Here is a 15,946-nt window from a genome sequence, read left to right as displayed (position 1 = left end):
ACCAACGCAGGAGCGCAAGTGAAGACCAACATGCGCGCAGACGGGCCGCCCCTGGCGCTGTTCGATGCGGATCTGACCGCCTGGCGTGCCCAGCCCGAGCGCGCCTTCGACGGCTGGCTGGCCAGCCACGGCTTCCGCCACGGCACCGCCGTGGTCTACCGCGCCATGTGGGGCAAGCTGCTGCGCTGGTCGGGCGAGCGCGGCGTGGCGCCGCTGGCGTGGTCGGCCGAGCAGATCGGCGCGTTCCTCGACGAGCAGGACCTGCACAAGCATCACCGCTACCGCTACGCGCGCCTGATCGAGCGCGTGTTCCATCATCTGTCGCGGTTGCAGGACGGCCTGCACAACCCCGCCAGCCAGGCCGTGCGCGCGCATCTGGCCGAAGGCGAGAACGATCCCACGGCATTCCTGCTGCCCGCCGAGCGGGACATCGTGATCGCCCGCGTGCTGGCGCCGGCGCCGCCGCGCGCGAACGACGGCCAGGATGGCAAGGACGCCGGCATGCCGTCGCCGACGCAGTGGAAGCGCGCGCGCGACACCGCGCTGGTGGCGGTGCTGCTGGGCGCCGGCCTCAAGGTGGGCGAAGCCCGCGACCTGCGCGCGCAGAGCATCGCGCCGGACGCCCGCGCGCTGCGCCTGGTGCGCGCCGACAACGGCCGCGCCTACGAGGCGCCGGTCTTCGCCTTCGCGCGCGCCGCGCTGCTGGCGTGGCTGGCAGTCCGCGCGGCCGCGGACACGCTTGGCGAACTGGTCTTCCCCGCCACGCCGGCGGGCCGGCCGCTGCACGCCGCCTCGCTGTACCGCCGCGTCGAGATCCTGCTCGACGAAGCCGGCGTGCTGGCGGGGCGCAGCGAGCGCGCCTCGCCGCAGACGCTGCGCAACACCTGCTGCGCGCTGCACTTCGAAGCCGGCGCGAGCCCGGCCGAGGTGGCGCAGCGCCTCGGCATGCGCGACCTGGAATCCGGCTGGCGCCTGCGGGCCGCGTTCGAAGCGTGGCAGGCCCGCTCGGGCCAGCCGCCGGCGCGGCATGCGGGCGCCGTCACGCGCGTGCCCGATGCGGCCTGATATGCTTACCCGCCTCGCCGCGCCGCCGGCCCCGCTTGCTGGTGCTCATTGCCGCATGCCGGGCAGGAGCGGGCGCGGCAGCCAGGGCCGGCGCCGTTGCCGCGCCCGTTTCGCCTCTTTCTCAACTTACCGATGAATCGCCATGTCTGAAACCTTGCTGCTCACGGGAGCTACCGGTTATATCGCCTCGCACACCTGGGTGGCCCTGCTCGAAGCCGGCTATCGCGTGATCGGCCTGGATAATCTCTGCAATAGCAACCGCGAGGTGGTGGAGCGGCTGGCGCGGATAACCGGGCAGCGCCCGGATTTTGTCGAAGGCGACGTGCGCGACCGGGCCTTGCTGGACCGCCTGTTCGCCGAGCACCGCATCACCGGAGCGATTCATTTCGCCGCGCTCAAGGCGGTGGGCGAATCGGTCGCCAAGCCGCTCGATTATTACGGCAATAATCTCGGCGGCCTGCTCACGCTGTGCTCGGCAATGAACGCGGCCGGCGTGAAGCAGCTGGTGTTCAGCTCGTCGGCCACGGTTTATGGCAATCCGCATGCCGTGCCGATCCTCGAGGACTTTCCGCTGTCGGCCACCAATCCCTACGGCCAGACCAAGCTGATGGGCGAGCAGATCCTGCGCGACCTGGAGCATTCGGACCCGTCGTGGCGCATTGCCTACCTGCGTTATTTCAATCCGGTGGGCGCGCACGAGAGCGGTCTGATCGGCGAAGACCCGGGCGGCGTGCCCAATAACCTGATGCCCTACGTGGCGCAGGTCGCCGGCGGCCGGCGCGAGAAGCTGATGGTGTATGGCGGCGACTACCCGACCCCGGACGGCACCGGCGTGCGCGACTACATCCACGTGTGCGACCTCGCCGCCGGCCACCTCGACGCGCTGGTCTACCTGCGCGACAAGCAGCAGTGCCTGACCGTGAATCTCGGCACCGGCCGCGGCTACAGCGTGCTGGAAGTGGTGGCGGCCTACGAGCGCGCCAGCGGCCGGCCGGTGCCGTACGAGATCGTGGCGCGCCGCCCGGGCGACATCGCCTCGTGCTATGCCGACCCGGCGCTGGCGCACGCGCTGATCGGCTGGCAGGCCAGGCACGACATCGACCGCATGTGCGAGGACTCGTGGCGCTGGCAGTCGATGAACCCGCTCGGCTTCGCCGGCTGAGCCGCGCCGGCGGGCAATAAAAAACGGCCGGGCGCTGGCCCGGCCGTTTTCATGCCTGCGGCGAAACCCTGGTTCAGATCAGGAAGTCGTCGATGTTCTTGCCGGAGGCCAGCGCCTGGGTCAGCCAGCCCGGGCGCTTGCCGCGGCCGGTCCAGGTGTTGCCCGCGCTGTCGCGGTAGCGCACCGGCACCTTGCGGGTGGCCTTCTTGCTGGCGGCGGGCTTGGTGCCGAAGCCGAGATCGTCGGCGGTCAGGCCATATTGCTCGATTTTCTCGCGAATATCGGCAATGACGGTCGCCTGCTCGCGCGCCTTGATTTCCTCGGCCTGCTTCTGGAGTTCGCTGATTTTCTGAACAATTTCCTGATAAGTCGCCATTACGAGCCTCGATTTACTGGTGAGCGGGTGAGAGTGGGACGATTATAACGGGGTGTGGCGATCCTGCATATGCCCATGTCGGCAGAAAGAGAATTCCGATAAATTGGCGCCCGTGTCAAATTAATGAACTTCCGCGCCAATCTCTGGTCGCGGCGCCGCCGGGCATTTTCGGCGCCGCGCCACGCGGCGGAAAAATGAGACCCGGCTCATTTGCATGTTTTTGTCCCGCCGGCAGGGGGAAATACCCCCGCCGGGTATTGGCCATCGCCTCCGGGTGCGTTTGCTGTAACAATAGCGGTCCGTTTCGCGCGCCCATCCATCCTTCGCCACCACGCTGCCATGTCATCCGATCCGATCAACGCCGCGGCCGCCGCGCCGGCCGGCTTCGTTCCCGTGGAACTGCCCAAGGCCTACCGGCTGCTCAATCACGGGCCGGTGACGCTGGTCACCAGCGCGCACGGCGGGCGGCGCAACGTCATGGCCGCCTCCTGGGCCATGCCGCTGGACTTCCAGCCGGCCAAGGTGGCGGTGGTGATCGATGCGCGCACGCTCACGCGCGAACTGGTGGAAGCGTCCGGCGAATTCGCGCTGAACATCCCGGCGCGCGCGCAGGCGGGCGCCACGCTGGCGGTCGGCTCGCGCTCCGGCCGCGAGGCCGACAAGTTCGCCGCCGCGGGTTTGTCCACGTTCCCCGCGCGGGAAATCGCCGCGCCGCTGCTGGCGGGCTGCCTCGGCTGGCTCGAATGCCGGGTGATCCCCGAGCCGCATAATGCGGCGCGCCATGATCTGTTCATCGCCGAGGTCGTGGCCGCCTGGGCCGACGCGGCAGCGTTTTCGGCGGGCCGCTGGCATTTTCCGGATAACGAACACCGCTCGATCCACTATCTTGCCGGCGGGGCGTTTTTCGCCACCGGGGAGGCATTTCAGGTGGAATCGGAGGGCGGCGCATAAGCGGCGTGGCGCGCACCGCACCTTCTCAAGGATTCTCGGCGGCTCGCCGTTATTTGCCGTGAGCGGATCGCAGGGGTGTCGATCCGCCGGGCCGGGGCCGGAGGAGGTCCCGCGCGTTCCTTACCGTATCGGGTGTTTTATGTCGTTCCATAACAATATTCAGATCAAGACCTTGCTGCGCGGGGCGATGGCATTGTTGTCGGTCCTGCTCGTGCTGGTCGGCGCGGCCGGCCTGCATGGCATATCCAGCAGCAACGCAGCACTCCAGGAAACCTATGGCAACCAGCTCGCCTCGGCCCAGGCGCTGAGCGAGACCATGCTCGGCACCACCCGCATGCGGCTGGCGCTGGACCGCGGCGTGATGCCGGGCGCCGGCGGAGAAGGCAAGGCGGTGGTGGACCGCTCGATGACCTTCGTCGACAGCGCCGACGCCGCATGGAAGCGCTACGCCGCGCTGCCGCAGAGCGCCGAGGAAAAGGCCCTGGCGGACGAGGTGGACCGCAAGCGCCGCGATTTCATGGAAAAGGGCATCAAGCCCCTGCAGAAGGCGCTGCTGGAGAACAACGCCGAGCAGGCGCTGGCCCTCGCCAAGAACGAGCTGCCCGACATGCAGCGCAGCCTGGCGACGGCCTACGAGGCCTTGCAGGGCTACCAGTTCCGCACCGGCGAGGAGAACTTCAATCTCGCCCAGTCCGGCTTCCAGAGCGTGCGCATGCTGTCGTTCGCGCTGATCGCGCTCGGCCTGGTGGTGGCCGCGCTGTCCACGCTGGCGCTGCACCGGGCCATCGTGCGGCCGGTCGAGGAAGCGCTGTCGGTGTTCGAGCGCATGGCCGGCGGCGACCTGACCTCGCGCATCGTCAATGTGTCGCGCAACGAGATCGGCCGCATGATGCAGGCGCTCGCGTCGATGCAGGACAGCCTTTCCAACATCGTCGCGCAGGTGCGCGGCGGCACCGACTCGATCGCCGCGGCCACCGGCCAGATCGCCTCCGGCAACCTCAACCTGTCCCAGCGCACCGAGGAGCAGGCCTCCTCGCTCGAACAGACCGCCGCCAGCATGGAAGAGCTGACCACGGTGGTGCGCCAGAACGCCGACAACGCGCGCCAGGCCGGCCAGCTCGCCGGCGACGCCTCGCAGATCGCCCTCAAGGGCGGCGAGGTGGTGGGCCGCGTGGTCGATACCATGAACGAGATCAACGGCTCGTCGCGCAAGGTGGTGGAGATCATCGGCGTGATCGAGGGCATTGCGTTCCAGACCAACATCCTGGCGCTCAACGCCGCGGTGGAAGCCGCGCGCGCCGGCGAGCAGGGCCGCGGCTTCGCCGTGGTGGCCGGCGAGGTGCGCAGCCTGGCCCAGCGCTCGGCCGGCGCCGCCAAGGAGATCGAGGCGCTCATCAGCGAATCCGGCCAGCGCGTGGAAAGCGGCACGCGCCTGGTGGCCGAGGCCGGCCAGACGATGGGCGAGATCGTCAGCGCGGTCAAGCGCGTGACCGACATCATGAACGAGATCGGCGCGGCCACGCAGGAGCAGACCAGCGGCATCGAGCAGGTCAACCAGGCGGTCTCGCAGATGGACGAGGCCACGCAGCAGAACGCCGCGCTGGTGGAAGAAGCCGCCGCCGCCGCGGGCGCGCTGGAAGAACAGGCGCAGAAGCTCAACGGCGTGGTGTCCGTGTTCCGGCTCGCCGCCGGCCAGGGCGCCGGCCCCGCCGTCAGCCATACGGTCAGCCATACGGTCGGCCATGCGGTGACCGCCCCGGCGGCGGCCCCGCGCGCCGCCGCGCCGGCCTCGCGCGCGCCCCGGCTCCAGCCCGCCGCGCCCGCGCGGCGCGAGCCGGTCCGGCGCGTGGCGCCGCCCGCGCGGGTGCCGGTGCTCGCGGCCAGCGCGGCCGGCGCGGGTGGCGCTGGCGGCGACGACTGGAGCGCGTTCTGACCCATGCCGGCGCGACCGCAGCCGTTTTCCTTTTCGGGGACGCCTGCGTGATGCGATGATGCGGGTCTCGCGCCGCATCGACCGCATCGTCGCGTCATCATCGCTCTCAATTCTTGCCCAGCTTCCTTATCGACATGAGTGCTAGCCTTCTGCTGCTCGCTGCTCTCTTTGGCCTCGCGGTCGGGCTGGGCATACGTGCAGCCAAGCCGGACCGGGAGCTGGCACGCGGTCCCGCCAGGTCGCTGCATTGGGCGTTCCTGCTGTTGTCGCCGGCCTCGGTCGGCCTGCCGCTGTGGGTCGTGGTGGCCTCGGGCAGCCTGCGCTTCTCGCACGGCGTGGTGCAGACCACCACCGCGCTGGCCGCGACGGTGGCGGTGGCGCTGGCCATTCCCTGGCTGCGCCGCCACCTGCCGCCGCTGCGCGGCGGCGTGCTGCTGGCCGCGCTGGCGGGCGCCGGCGTGGTGGTGGCCGCGGGCGCCCGCCTGAGCACGCTGTGCGGCGGCGGCTCGCGCCTGTCGGCGCTGTGCGCCGATCCGCGCGGCGCGGTGCAGCCGGCGTGGCTGGCCGTGGGCGCGCTGGCGGCGCTGTCGCTGGGCTTCTTCTGGCTGCGCCGCGCCAACCCGAGCGGCTGGCATCTCGCCACCGCCTCCGGCTACAGCGGCGGCGCCAGCGCCGGCATGCAGGACGAGCCGCCGGAGGAATTGCCGTCCGGCCCGGTGCCCGTCGCCAGCACCCTGCCGGTACGCCGGCGCGGCCGCATCCCGGGCCGCCTGACCGTGCGCACCGCCGCGCGCGGCCAGGGCACGGTCGGCGAGTACAGCGTGAGCACCGACCTGCCCGACCGCAGCGCCTTCGCGCGCTGGCTCGACCAGTCGATCGCGCAGGCGCGGCTGGCCGAGACCGGCTGCGCCGTGCTGCTGGTGCATATCGCCGACTTCCGCAAGGTCGACGAAGTCTTCGAGGTGCGGGCCGACGACATCCTGGCGCAGGATGCCGGCGCGCTGGCGCAGGCCGCGCTGGAGCCGCACGATTTCCTCGCCCGCCTGGCGCGCGACGAGTTCGCCGTGGGCGTGCCCGAGCTGGTGCACCAGAGCCGCGCCAACGAGCTCGGCTCGCGCCTGCTGGGCTCGCTGGCGGAGTTCGTGGCCGCGCGCGGCCTGCAGATGCAGATCGGCGTGAACATCGGCATCGCCATCTACCCGCGCGACGCCCAGACCTCCGAGGCGCTGATGCAGGCCGCGCGCGTGAGCCTGACCGAGGCGCGCGAGAGCGGCTCCAACCAGGTCCGCGTGTTCAACTCCGCGGCCGGCGAGCGCGCCCGGCGCATGCGCGTGATCCGGCGCGATCTCTGGCTGGCGATCCAGGACGACAGCCTCTCGCTGCAGTACCAGCCCAAGTTCGAGGTGCGCCAGCGCGCCGTGGTGGGCGCCGAGGCGCTGTGCCGCTGGCGCCATCCCACGCTCGGCGTGGTCAACCCGGCCGAGTTCATCAGCGTGGCGGAGCAGTCCGGGCAGATCGACAAGCTCGACGACTGGGTCATCGCCACGGTCTGCCGGCAGATCCGGCAATGGCAGGACGCCGGCATCCCGACCGTGCCGGTGGCCATCAACGTCTCCGGCCTGCGCTTCGCCAGCCGCGACTTCCCGCAATACCTGCTCGAGCAGATCCACCAGCACGACATCCCGCCGTCGGCCGTGACGCTGGAGATCACCGAGACCGCGGCGATGAAGGACATCGCGCAGTCGCTCGAGACGCTGGTCGAGCTGCAGACGCTCGGCATCCACGTGGCGCTCGACGATTTCGGCAGCGGCTACTCCAGCCTGGGCTACCTCAAGCGGCTGCGCGTGGGCACCCTGAAGATCGACCGCACGCTGATCGGCGGGCTCGACGTGGACGCGCAGGGCCGCGCCATCGTCGGCTCGATGGTGGCGCTGGCGCACGAACTGCGCATGCGCGTGGTGGCAGAAGGGGTGGAATCGAACTCGCAGATGGACATCCTCGCCGCGATGGGCTGCGACGAGGTGCAGGGCTACCTGCTGTCGCTGCCGCTCGATGCCGGCGCCTTCGCGGAGCTGATGTCGGCGGCCTGAACGCCGCGCCGGCCTGCCGGCCGCGCGCTCAGCGCCGCGGCGTGAACGGCTCCGGCAGCGCGCCGCCCGGCGGGAACAGGGCCAGCAGGCGGGTGAAGCGCCCGCTCTCGGGCACCAGCAGGGCGAAGCGGGTCTCGCAATGGTGGCCCGTGACCGCGCCCAGGCGCCGCAGCTGCTGGCTGCACGCCACCAGCGAGGGCAGCCCGCGCGGCAGGTAGATGCTGGCCAGCAGCGCCTCGGGCTCGATGCGCGTGCGCCCGTGGAAGCGCGCCAGCTGCAGCAGCAGTTCGTCCGCCATGCAGGACTCGGCGCCGGTGTCCAGGTGCAGCGCCAGGCCGACCGCGTCGCGGCTCGCCACCGCGTGCACGTCCTGCCACGACAGCGGCATGGGGCCGTCTTCCAGCACCGGCGCGAACAGCACCGAGGCCAGCAGCTGCAAGGTGCGCGGCAGCGCCTCGGCGGTGGTGGGCACGACCGGGCCGCAGCCGGCCGCGGCGGCGGCGGTGCCGTCCACCAGCACGGTCAGCACCAGCCGCTCGGGATGGCGCAGCGAGCGCAGGCGCTGCGCCAGCGTGGCGCCGATCTGGCGCTCGGCGATGACGATCTGCGCGTCGGCCGGCTGGCGCGGGCGCCGCGACAGCCATTGCAGCCGCCCGCCGAAATCGGGCAGCGGCGCCAGCAGGGCATCCGGCGCGCCCTGCACGAACACCGTGAGCTTGTCGGGGCGGCGCGTTTCCGGTACCTCGCGCTGGTGCCACGGGGGGCCTGGCAAATTCGACATGGTGAGGTTCCGATCAAGCCGCGGCGCCCATTTTGTGGGCGCCGCGGGCCTTTGCCTGGCACGGCAAGCGCGGGGTGCATCCTGCAGCAGGCGTCGTAGTATGCCCACCCGCGGCGGCCTGCTGCACCCCATGCAGGTAGGGTAAGCGGATTTCCGGCGATCGGTTATCGGGCACTCGCTGTCGGCGGCAGGCGGACGGCGCGCGGGCGGCATGCCGGGGGTATGCGGGGGGCATGCAGGGCGGCACGCCGGGGCAATTCGCCGCCGCCGCGCACAATCGCGCGCGCCAGCCCGCATTCGGCCTACGGATTTCGCCGCGGCTGCCGATATGCCCCGCAGGGGCGCCTTTCGCACCGGCCTTGCCGGCGGCGCGGCGCCAGTCTCTGCCTCGTCGCCGGCGCATGCCACAACGCGCAGGGCGTCCGCCGGGCGCATGCCGCCCAGGGCAGGAACGAACCCCGGTCCACCACGCCAGATCGCCGCGTCCGTGGACTCACCATCGTGCTGTCAACGGAGCCGCCATGTCTTTGCCTCACATCCTCGTCGTCGACGATTCCCCCTCCTTGCGCCGCATGATCGGCGCCTGCCTGCGCACCGGCGGCTACGCCGTGTCCGAGGCCGCCGACGGCGGCGAGGCGCTGGCAATGGCGCAGGCGGCGTCCTTCGGCATGCTCGTGACCGACCAGGTCATGCCCGGCACCGACGGCCTGACCCTGATCCGCACGCTGCGGGCCACCGGCGCCTATGCCGCCATCCCCATGCTGATGCTGACCACCGAGGCCGACGGCCAGGTGCGCGAGCAGGCGCGCGTGGCCGGCGCATCGGGCTTCCTGGCCAAGCCGTTCGACCCCGACCAGCTCATGGAGGCCGTGGGCGCGCTGCTGGACCCTACGAAGGTGGGGTAAATGCTTTGTCATTGTTACCCTTCAGCCACGCCCGCGGCTGCCGTTAAGCACTAAACGACATTCGTGCCCCGGCGCACCGGGTCTCGGCTGGCTGCCCGCCCGCGGGCTGGCCGGCCCGGGCTTTGGCGACGCCCCGGGGCCGGAGCCGGCATGCGGAGCCAGACAATGAAAAGCGCGAACAAGACGACAGAAGGGACGGGCGAGGAATTCCTCGCCTTCAGGCTGGGCGGCGAGGAGTACGGCATCGACATCCTCAAGGTGCAGGAGATCCGTGGCTACGAGAACGTCACGCAGATCGCCAACGCGCCCGATTACCTCAAGGGGGTGATCAACCTGCGCGGCCTGATCGTGCCCATCATCGACCTGCGCATCAAGTTCCGCCAGGCCAAGATCGCCTACGACCAGTACACGGTGGTGATCATCGTCGAGCTGCACCAGCAGACCACCGGCATCGTGGTCGACGGCGTGTCCGACGTGCTGACGCTGGGCGCGGGCCAGGTCCGCCAGGCTCCGCAGCTTTCCGGCGAAACCGAATACATACGCGGCATCGGCTCGGTCGAGGACCGCATGCTGATCCTGGTCGACATCGAGAAACTGCTGGACACCGAGGAGCTCGCGGCACTCGAAGCCGCCGTCGCCGCCTGAGCGGCACCTTGTTCCGCCGCCAGCCCGATCCACGCAGTTTCTCCAGTCATGCGAAATAACCAGCCTGTTACCAACCGGGAGTTCAAGCTCTCCCCGGACGACTACCTCATCTCCCGCACGGACCTGAAGGGACGCATCACGTTCGCCAACCGCGCCTTCATCGAGACCAGCGGGTTCGCGGCCGAGGAACTGCTCGGCGCCGCGCACAACCTGGTGCGCCACCCGGACATGCCGGCCGCGGCCTTCGCCGACCTGTGGCAGACCATCCAGGCCGGCCACTCGTGGGTGGGCATCGTCAAGAACCGCCGCAAGAACGGCGATTTCTACTGGGTCAGCGCCACCGTCACGCCGACCGTGGCCGACGGCCAGCTGGTGGGCTACACCTCGGTGCGCGCGATGCCGCCGCGCGAGCAGGTCGAGGCGGCCGAGGCCGCCTATGCGCGCCTGCGCGAGGACCAGGGCCGCCGCCTGGCCGTGCGCAACGGCGCGGTGGTGCGCCGCGGGCTGTTCGGGCTGTTCGGGCGGCTGCGCAAGGTCACGATCCGGCGCCGCATCGTGCTGTCGCAGGCGGCGGGGCTGGTGTGGTTCCTGGCCGCGCTGGCGGCGTTCGAGCTGCTGGCCGGCGACGGCGCGGGCGCGCTGCGGCCGTGGCTGTGGGGCGGCTTCGCGCTGGCGGTGGTGTCGTCGTTCGTGGCCGGCTCGCTGTTGCTGGCGCGGGTGAACAAGCCGGTGCGCGACATGCTGGACTTCGCCCTGCGCCTGGGCGCGGGCGATCTCACCACCCACCTGGACTATCGCGCGTCCGACGAAATGGGCGCGCTGTCCCGCGCCATGCGCACCATGCAGCGCAGCCTGTTGTCGGTGGTCGGCGAGATCCAGGAAGGCATGTCGAGCATTTCCTCCGCCACGCGCCAGGTGGCCGCGGGCAACAGCGACCTGTCGCAGCGCACCGAGCAGCAGGCGGCGTCGCTGGAGGAAACCGCGTCGAGCATGGAGGAACTGACCAGCACGGTGCGCCAGAACGCAGACAACGCGCGCCAGGCCACCGGGCTGGCCGCCAACGCCTCGGAAACCGCGGTGAAGGGCGGCGAAGCGGTCGGCCGCGTGGTGCAGACGATGGACGAGATCACCGAGGCGTCGAAGAAGATCGTCGACATCATCGGCGTGATCGAAGGCATTGCGTTCCAGACCAACATCCTGGCGCTCAACGCCGCGGTGGAAGCGGCGCGTGCCGGCGAGCAGGGCCGCGGCTTCGCGGTGGTGGCCGGGGAGGTGCGCGGGCTGGCCCAGCGCAGCGCCAACGCCGCCAAGGAAATCAAGGGTTTGATCGGCGACTCGGTGGCGCGCGTGGAACATGGTTCGGCGCTGGTCGACCAGGCCGGCAAGACCATGAACGAGATCGTGCAGGCGGTCGAGCGCGTGACCGGCATCATGAGCGAGATCAGCGCGGCCTCGGCCGAGCAGAGCTCGGGCATCGAGCAGGTCAACGAGGCGGTGGCCCAGATGGACGAGGTGACGCAGCAGAACGCGGCACTGGTGGAGCAGGCCGCCGCCGCGGCCGGCTCGCTGGAAGATCAGGCCAAGCGCCTGCGCGATGCGGTGGCCACGTTCCGCGTGAGCCTGCGTCCCGAGCCGCGCCCCGTGCGGGCGGCGCGCGGCACGGGGCAGGGCGAGCCGCGGCTGATGGCTGGCTGACGGCCGCTCGCGCGGCGCGGGGCGGGCGGGTCATGGCGAGCCCGCCGGCAAGCAGTGCGGGGATGTACGGGATTCAAGGGATGCAAGGGATTTAAGGGATGCAAGGGATGTACCCGGCAGGTCGAGGCCGGCGCGGGGCGGCAGCCCGGCGCCGGCCAGCCTCCGGCTGAAGTGGTCGGTCTGAAAACATTGGTTCTGGAAAACAAGAAATAGCGCCGCCGTTCCGCGGTGGCCGGCATCCGCCGGCCAGGACAGGCAGGCATCTGGTCAAGTCATTCAGAGAAAAGAGGTAGTCTGCATGCAATGGTTCAATCAGCTACGCGTCACGACCAAGCTGGTCGCTGGCTTTCTGGTCGTGTCGCTCATCGGCGCGGTGATAGGGTTGCTTGGCGTCGTCAACATGGGGCGCATGGCCGACTGGACCGGCAAGATCTACCACGATGACCTGCAGTCGCTCAAGGGCGTGCAGGGCGCCAACATCGACCTGCTCTATTCCAGCCGCGCGCAGATCGCGCTGCTGTCCGCCTCGACGATGGGCGAGCGCGCCGCCGAGAAGGAACAGATCGAGAAAGCGCTGGCCGCGCTCGACGAGCGCATGAAGGGCGCGCGCGTCGCCTTCACGCAGCCCGAAGGCCAGGCCATGCTCAAGCAGTTCGACACCCTGCTGCCGGCCTACCGCCAGCGCATCGGCGCCTACGTGACGCTGGTGAACAAGCAGCCGCTCGACACCTCGCAGTTCGAAAGCCAGGTGTTCACGGAAAGCGCCGACCTGATCAAGGACAGCCGCGCGCTCGAGGACGTGATGGCCAACATGGTCAAGCGCCGCGACGAGCGCGCGCTGGCCAACATGGAAGAAGCGCGCGGCGTCTACCAGACCTCGCGCCTGTGGATGCTGGGCATGGTGCTGGGCGCGCTGGCGCTTTCGGTGGCGCTGGGCGCCTTCCTGGCCCGCACGCTGTCGCGCCAGCTCGGCGGCGAGCCCGGTTATGCGGCGGCCATCGCCGCGCGCATCGCCGGCGGCGACTTCTCCGGCGAGGTCAAGCTGCGCGGCGGCGACAAGACCAGCCTGCTGCACGCCATGAAGCAGATGCAGCAGCAACTGTCGGCCACGCTGCGCGACTTCAAGGATTCGGCCGAATCGATCGCCTCGGCCTCGCGCGAGATCGCCGCGGGCAATAGCGACCTGTCGCAGCGCACCGAGCAGCAGGCGGCCTCGCTGGAGGAAACCGCGTCGAGCATGGAAGAGCTGACCAGCACGGTGCGCCAGAACGCGGACAACGCGCGCCAGGCCAGCGGGCTGGCCGCCAACGCTTCGGAGACCGCGGTGAAGGGCGGCGAAGTGGTCGGCCGCGTGGTGCAGACGATGGACGAGATCAACGATGCATCGAAGAAGATCGTCGACATCATCGGCGTGATCGAAGGCATTGCGTTCCAGACCAACATCCTGGCGCTCAACGCGGCGGTGGAAGCCGCGCGCGCCGGCGAGCAGGGCCGCGGCTTCGCGGTGGTGGCCGGCGAGGTGCGCAGCCTGGCGCAGCGCAGCGCCAACGCCGCCAAGGAAATCAAGGGCCTGATCGGCGACTCGGTGGCGCGCGTGGAAAACGGCTCGGCGCTGGTGGACCAGGCCGGCAAGACGATGGGCGAGATCGTGCAGGCGGTCAAGCGCGTGACCGACATCATGGGCGAGATCAGCGCGGCCTCGGCCGAGCAGAGCTCGGGCATCGAGCAGGTCAACAAGGCCGTGGCGCAGATGGACGAGGTCACGCAGCAGAACGCGGCGCTGGTCGAAGAGGCCGCCGCCGCGGCCGGCTCGCTGGAAGACCAGGCCTCGCGCCTGCAGGCTTCGGTGGCCAACTTCCGCCTGGCCGAGGCGCAGGCCGCCGCCAGCCGCGCGGAGGCGCCGCGCGCCAAGGCGCCGGCGGTGCTGCGCCGGGTCGAGCCGACCCGCCTGGCGGCGCCCGCCGCGGTTGCCGAGGAACTGGACGACGGCGACGCCGCGCACGCGGACCAGGACGCGCAGGAAGCCCCCGCGCCGGCGCCGGCGCGCCCGGCGCGTCCCGCCCTGGCCGCGTCGGACAACGGCGACTGGAGCGCTTTCTGAGGCCATAACCCGAGGCACCGGCCTCGGGCGGCGACGCATGCCGGCGCGGCCGGCGGCGGCGCCGCGCGGCGCCCACGTCAGCACTGGACCCCATGACAACGGAAATCTCACTCGCGTTGCCCGACGAAGCCGCCGCCAAGCTGCGCGCCGAGTTCGACCATTTCGTCAAGCTCTCCGCCGGGCTCGACAGCGAATTCACGCCGCCGGATTTCGACGATTTCCTGCGTGCCCGCCTGCTTCACCACGACGGCCCGCTGACCGAGCGCGCCGTCACGCGCCTGCTTTCCGGCGGCGAATACGCCTGGGCCAAGCGCGTCTTCAACAAGCAGCTGCCCAACGCGATGGCCACGCTCATGCGCGACGCCCAGCGCTTCGGCTACGGCCTCGCGGTGCGCTACGAATGGACGCCCCAGGAGCGCCTGACGCGCGCGCGCGAGTGGTCGCGGCAGATCCTGGAGGATGCCGGCGCCGATCTCGCCTTCGTCGAGCCGCTGGCCTCGCAGCTGGCCAGCTCCGCGGTGGACATCCGCGTGCTGGAGGAGCAGATGCAGACGCCGGCGTGGCGCGTGGCGGAGAGCCTGCGCAGCCGCGTCTACGACGTCATGTACCGGGTGCAGACCGAACGCGGCGCGGGCGCCGCGCGCGCGCGCCTGGGCGAGCTGCGCGCGCTGCTGGCGCTCGCGCTGGAGTACGGCACCGTGAACGCGGAGGAGACCGCGCGCGTCATGGAGCAGGTCGAGCAGACCTGCCCGCACCTGTTCCGCGAGGAGCCCGACGACCTGTTCGCGCGCGTGGCGGCGTGGCTGCGCCGGGCGCTACTGCAATGAGTGCCGGGCGGTCAATAGAGGAATGCGACTACACCCCCCGCGGGCGCCACTTCGCCGTGGTTTCCGCCGGCTTCGGCACTGTCCGGGAGGTAACGCATCGTGCATTTTAGAGGCTTTCTTCTGTTACATATGGGTAACAGATTTGATGCAAATCACATGACAAATCGGTGACTTGTTACAAACTTCGCATCCCATGTATGTTTCGTGCGACATTTGATTGACCCAACGTTAGAGGGGATTGGCAGCCCGGTCCAATTGCCGATATAACTCTCACAGTCTTACTTACACTCTGTAACACTTGTAACGTTCGAGATAAGTCTGACCAAGCGCAGTTCCTTTGTCGTACGCAGTACCCGTCGCACACGCACACAAACGATCTGGTCGCCTTCAGCCCCGTGCTGCGGGTAAGCGCCGGACAAGCGGTCGACGGGTTTTTGGTAGCGGGGAAAAATTGGAAAGCAGTGAAGTTCTCCAGGAGATCAGGGAGGTCAATCTCGCCTATCTGCTGCTCGCGCAACGCCTGGTGCGCGAAAACCATCTGGAAGCCATGTTCCGGCTTGGCGTCAGCAAGGAAATTGCCGACATTCTCGCCAAGCTGACACCGGCCCAGCTCGTCAAGTTGGCAGCGTCCAACATGGTCTTGTGCCGCTTCCGGTTCGATGACCATGCGTTGCTGTCGACGCTCACCCACACGGCCAAGAGTCACGACATGCAGCAGATCCACGCTGCCATCCTGCTCGCGCGGCAACCCGTGGAGTCGCTCAATTGACCGCGCTCCTGCAAGCCCAGCCAGCCCGGAGCTTCACGGCCGCTCCCGTACCCAACCGCAAGAGCGTGCTGCAGGACGCCAACCAGACCCAGCTCGCCATCGAGCTGATCGGCCTGGGGGCGCGCCTGCAGGTGCTCGAAGCCGAGACCACGCTCTCGCGCGACCGGTTGATCCGCCTCTACAAGGAGCTGCGCGGCGCCTCGCCGCCCAAGGGCATGCTCCCGTTCTCGACCGACTGGTTCACCACCTGGTTGCCGAACATCCATTCCTCGCTGTTTTTCTCGGCTTACCAGTTCATGGTCCAGCAGGGCGAGACGGCGGGCATCCGCGCGGTGGTGGCCAGTTATCGCCTCTATCTCGAGCACGTATCGCTGCTCGGCAGCGAAATTGTCTTAAGTTTCACCCGTGCTTGGACGTTAGTACGGTTTTTCGAGAGCAACATGCTGCAGCTTTCCAGCTGCACCTGCTGCGGCGGCCAGTTCGTGACACACGCATACGAGCCGCATGCGAACTTCGTGTGCAGCCTGTGCCGACCACCGTCGCGCGCCGGCAAGGCGAAGAAGCTCTCGAAGGACGTCGCGCCCGTGCAAGCCGTCGCCTGACCCGGAGTCCCGGGCCCGACGACAGGTTGCGCGGCCGGTGAGCC

General features: G+C 69.8%; 14 protein-coding genes. 12 read left to right on the top strand and 2 right to left on the bottom strand.

The genetic code is table 11. The annotated features are described in order from the left end of the window. Nucleotides 1–30: 30 nt before the first annotated feature. Nucleotides 31–1,065, top strand: coding sequence for a tyrosine-type recombinase/integrase (locus tag KF708C_RS32010; RefSeq protein WP_059415846.1), 1,035 nt, complete (start codon nt 31–33; stop codon nt 1,063–1,065). Nucleotides 1,066–1,207: 142 nt separating this feature from the next. After that, nucleotides 1,208–2,227 carry a UDP-glucose 4-epimerase GalE gene (gene galE / locus KF708C_RS32005; RefSeq protein ID WP_020206695.1) on the top strand — a complete coding sequence of 340 codons (1,020 nt, stop codon included), beginning with the start codon at nt 1,208–1,210 and terminating at the stop codon, nt 2,225–2,227. Nucleotides 2,228–2,300: 73 nt separating this feature from the next. Here galE and KF708C_RS32000 read toward each other — a convergent pair whose 3' ends face one another. Continuing rightward, entirely contained in the window at nt 2,301–2,603 is a 303-nt protein-coding gene (locus tag KF708C_RS32000) for an H-NS histone family protein (protein WP_020206694.1), read from the bottom strand. Between the two features lie 339 nt (nt 2,604–2,942). Between KF708C_RS32000 and KF708C_RS31995 the strand changes: the two genes are divergently transcribed. From KF708C_RS31995 to KF708C_RS31985, 3 genes are all read left to right on the top strand, one after another. After that, entirely contained in the window at nt 2,943–3,554 is a 612-nt protein-coding gene (locus tag KF708C_RS31995; protein ID WP_059415758.1) for a flavin reductase family protein, read from the top strand. Between the two features lie 139 nt (nt 3,555–3,693). After that, entirely contained in the window at nt 3,694–5,487 is a 1,794-nt protein-coding gene (locus KF708C_RS31990) for a methyl-accepting chemotaxis protein (protein ID WP_059415755.1), read from the top strand. 134 nt (nt 5,488–5,621) lie between these two features. Continuing rightward, a complete protein-coding gene (locus KF708C_RS31985; protein ID WP_059415751.1) occupies nt 5,622–7,577 on the top strand; it encodes a putative bifunctional diguanylate cyclase/phosphodiesterase in 1,956 nt (651 codons plus the stop codon). A 28-nt stretch (nt 7,578–7,605) separates the two neighbouring features. On the opposite strand, the gene KF708C_RS31980 is transcribed toward KF708C_RS31985, so the two are convergent. Then, complete coding sequence (locus tag KF708C_RS31980) at nt 7,606–8,358, bottom strand: hypothetical protein (protein WP_020424023.1); 753 nt, start codon at nt 8,356–8,358, stop codon at nt 7,606–7,608. 521 nt (nt 8,359–8,879) lie between these two features. Between KF708C_RS31980 and KF708C_RS31975 the strand changes: the two genes are divergently transcribed. From KF708C_RS31975 to flhC, 7 genes are all read left to right on the top strand, one after another. After that, nucleotides 8,880–9,263, top strand: a complete 384-nt coding sequence (locus tag KF708C_RS31975; protein WP_029044404.1) for a response regulator — start codon at nt 8,880–8,882, stop codon at nt 9,261–9,263. Nucleotides 9,264–9,428: 165 nt separating this feature from the next. After that, nucleotides 9,429–9,908 (top strand): chemotaxis protein CheW, encoded by a 480-nt coding sequence (locus tag KF708C_RS31970; RefSeq protein ID WP_020206750.1) that lies wholly within the window; start codon nt 9,429–9,431, stop codon nt 9,906–9,908. A 48-nt stretch (nt 9,909–9,956) separates the two neighbouring features. Beyond that, nucleotides 9,957–11,603 carry a methyl-accepting chemotaxis protein gene (locus KF708C_RS31965; protein WP_059415749.1) on the top strand — a complete coding sequence of 549 codons (1,647 nt, stop codon included), beginning with the start codon at nt 9,957–9,959 and terminating at the stop codon, nt 11,601–11,603. 298 nt (nt 11,604–11,901) lie between these two features. Further along, entirely contained in the window at nt 11,902–13,704 is a 1,803-nt protein-coding gene (locus KF708C_RS31960; protein WP_059415748.1) for a methyl-accepting chemotaxis protein, read from the top strand. A gap of 92 nt (nt 13,705–13,796) precedes the next feature. After that, nucleotides 13,797–14,531, top strand: a complete 735-nt coding sequence (locus KF708C_RS31955; protein WP_029044405.1) for a DUF4088 family protein — start codon at nt 13,797–13,799, stop codon at nt 14,529–14,531. Nucleotides 14,532–14,982: 451 nt separating this feature from the next. Then, nucleotides 14,983–15,300, top strand: coding sequence for a flagellar transcriptional regulator FlhD (flhD, locus tag KF708C_RS31950; protein WP_006162633.1), 318 nt, complete (start codon nt 14,983–14,985; stop codon nt 15,298–15,300). Continuing rightward, entirely contained in the window at nt 15,297–15,902 is a 606-nt protein-coding gene (gene flhC, locus KF708C_RS31945) for a flagellar transcriptional regulator FlhC (protein ID WP_029044406.1), read from the top strand. Before flhD ends, flhC begins: the two co-directional genes overlap by 4 nt. Nucleotides 15,903–15,946: the final 44 nt, after the last annotated feature.

Source organism: Cupriavidus basilensis (genome assembly GCF_000876015.1).
Taxonomy (GTDB): Bacteria; Pseudomonadota; Gammaproteobacteria; order Burkholderiales; family Burkholderiaceae; genus Cupriavidus; species Cupriavidus basilensis_B.
The sequence above is the reverse complement of the archived record's forward strand: the minus strand, read 5'-3'. Positions and strand labels throughout refer to the sequence as shown.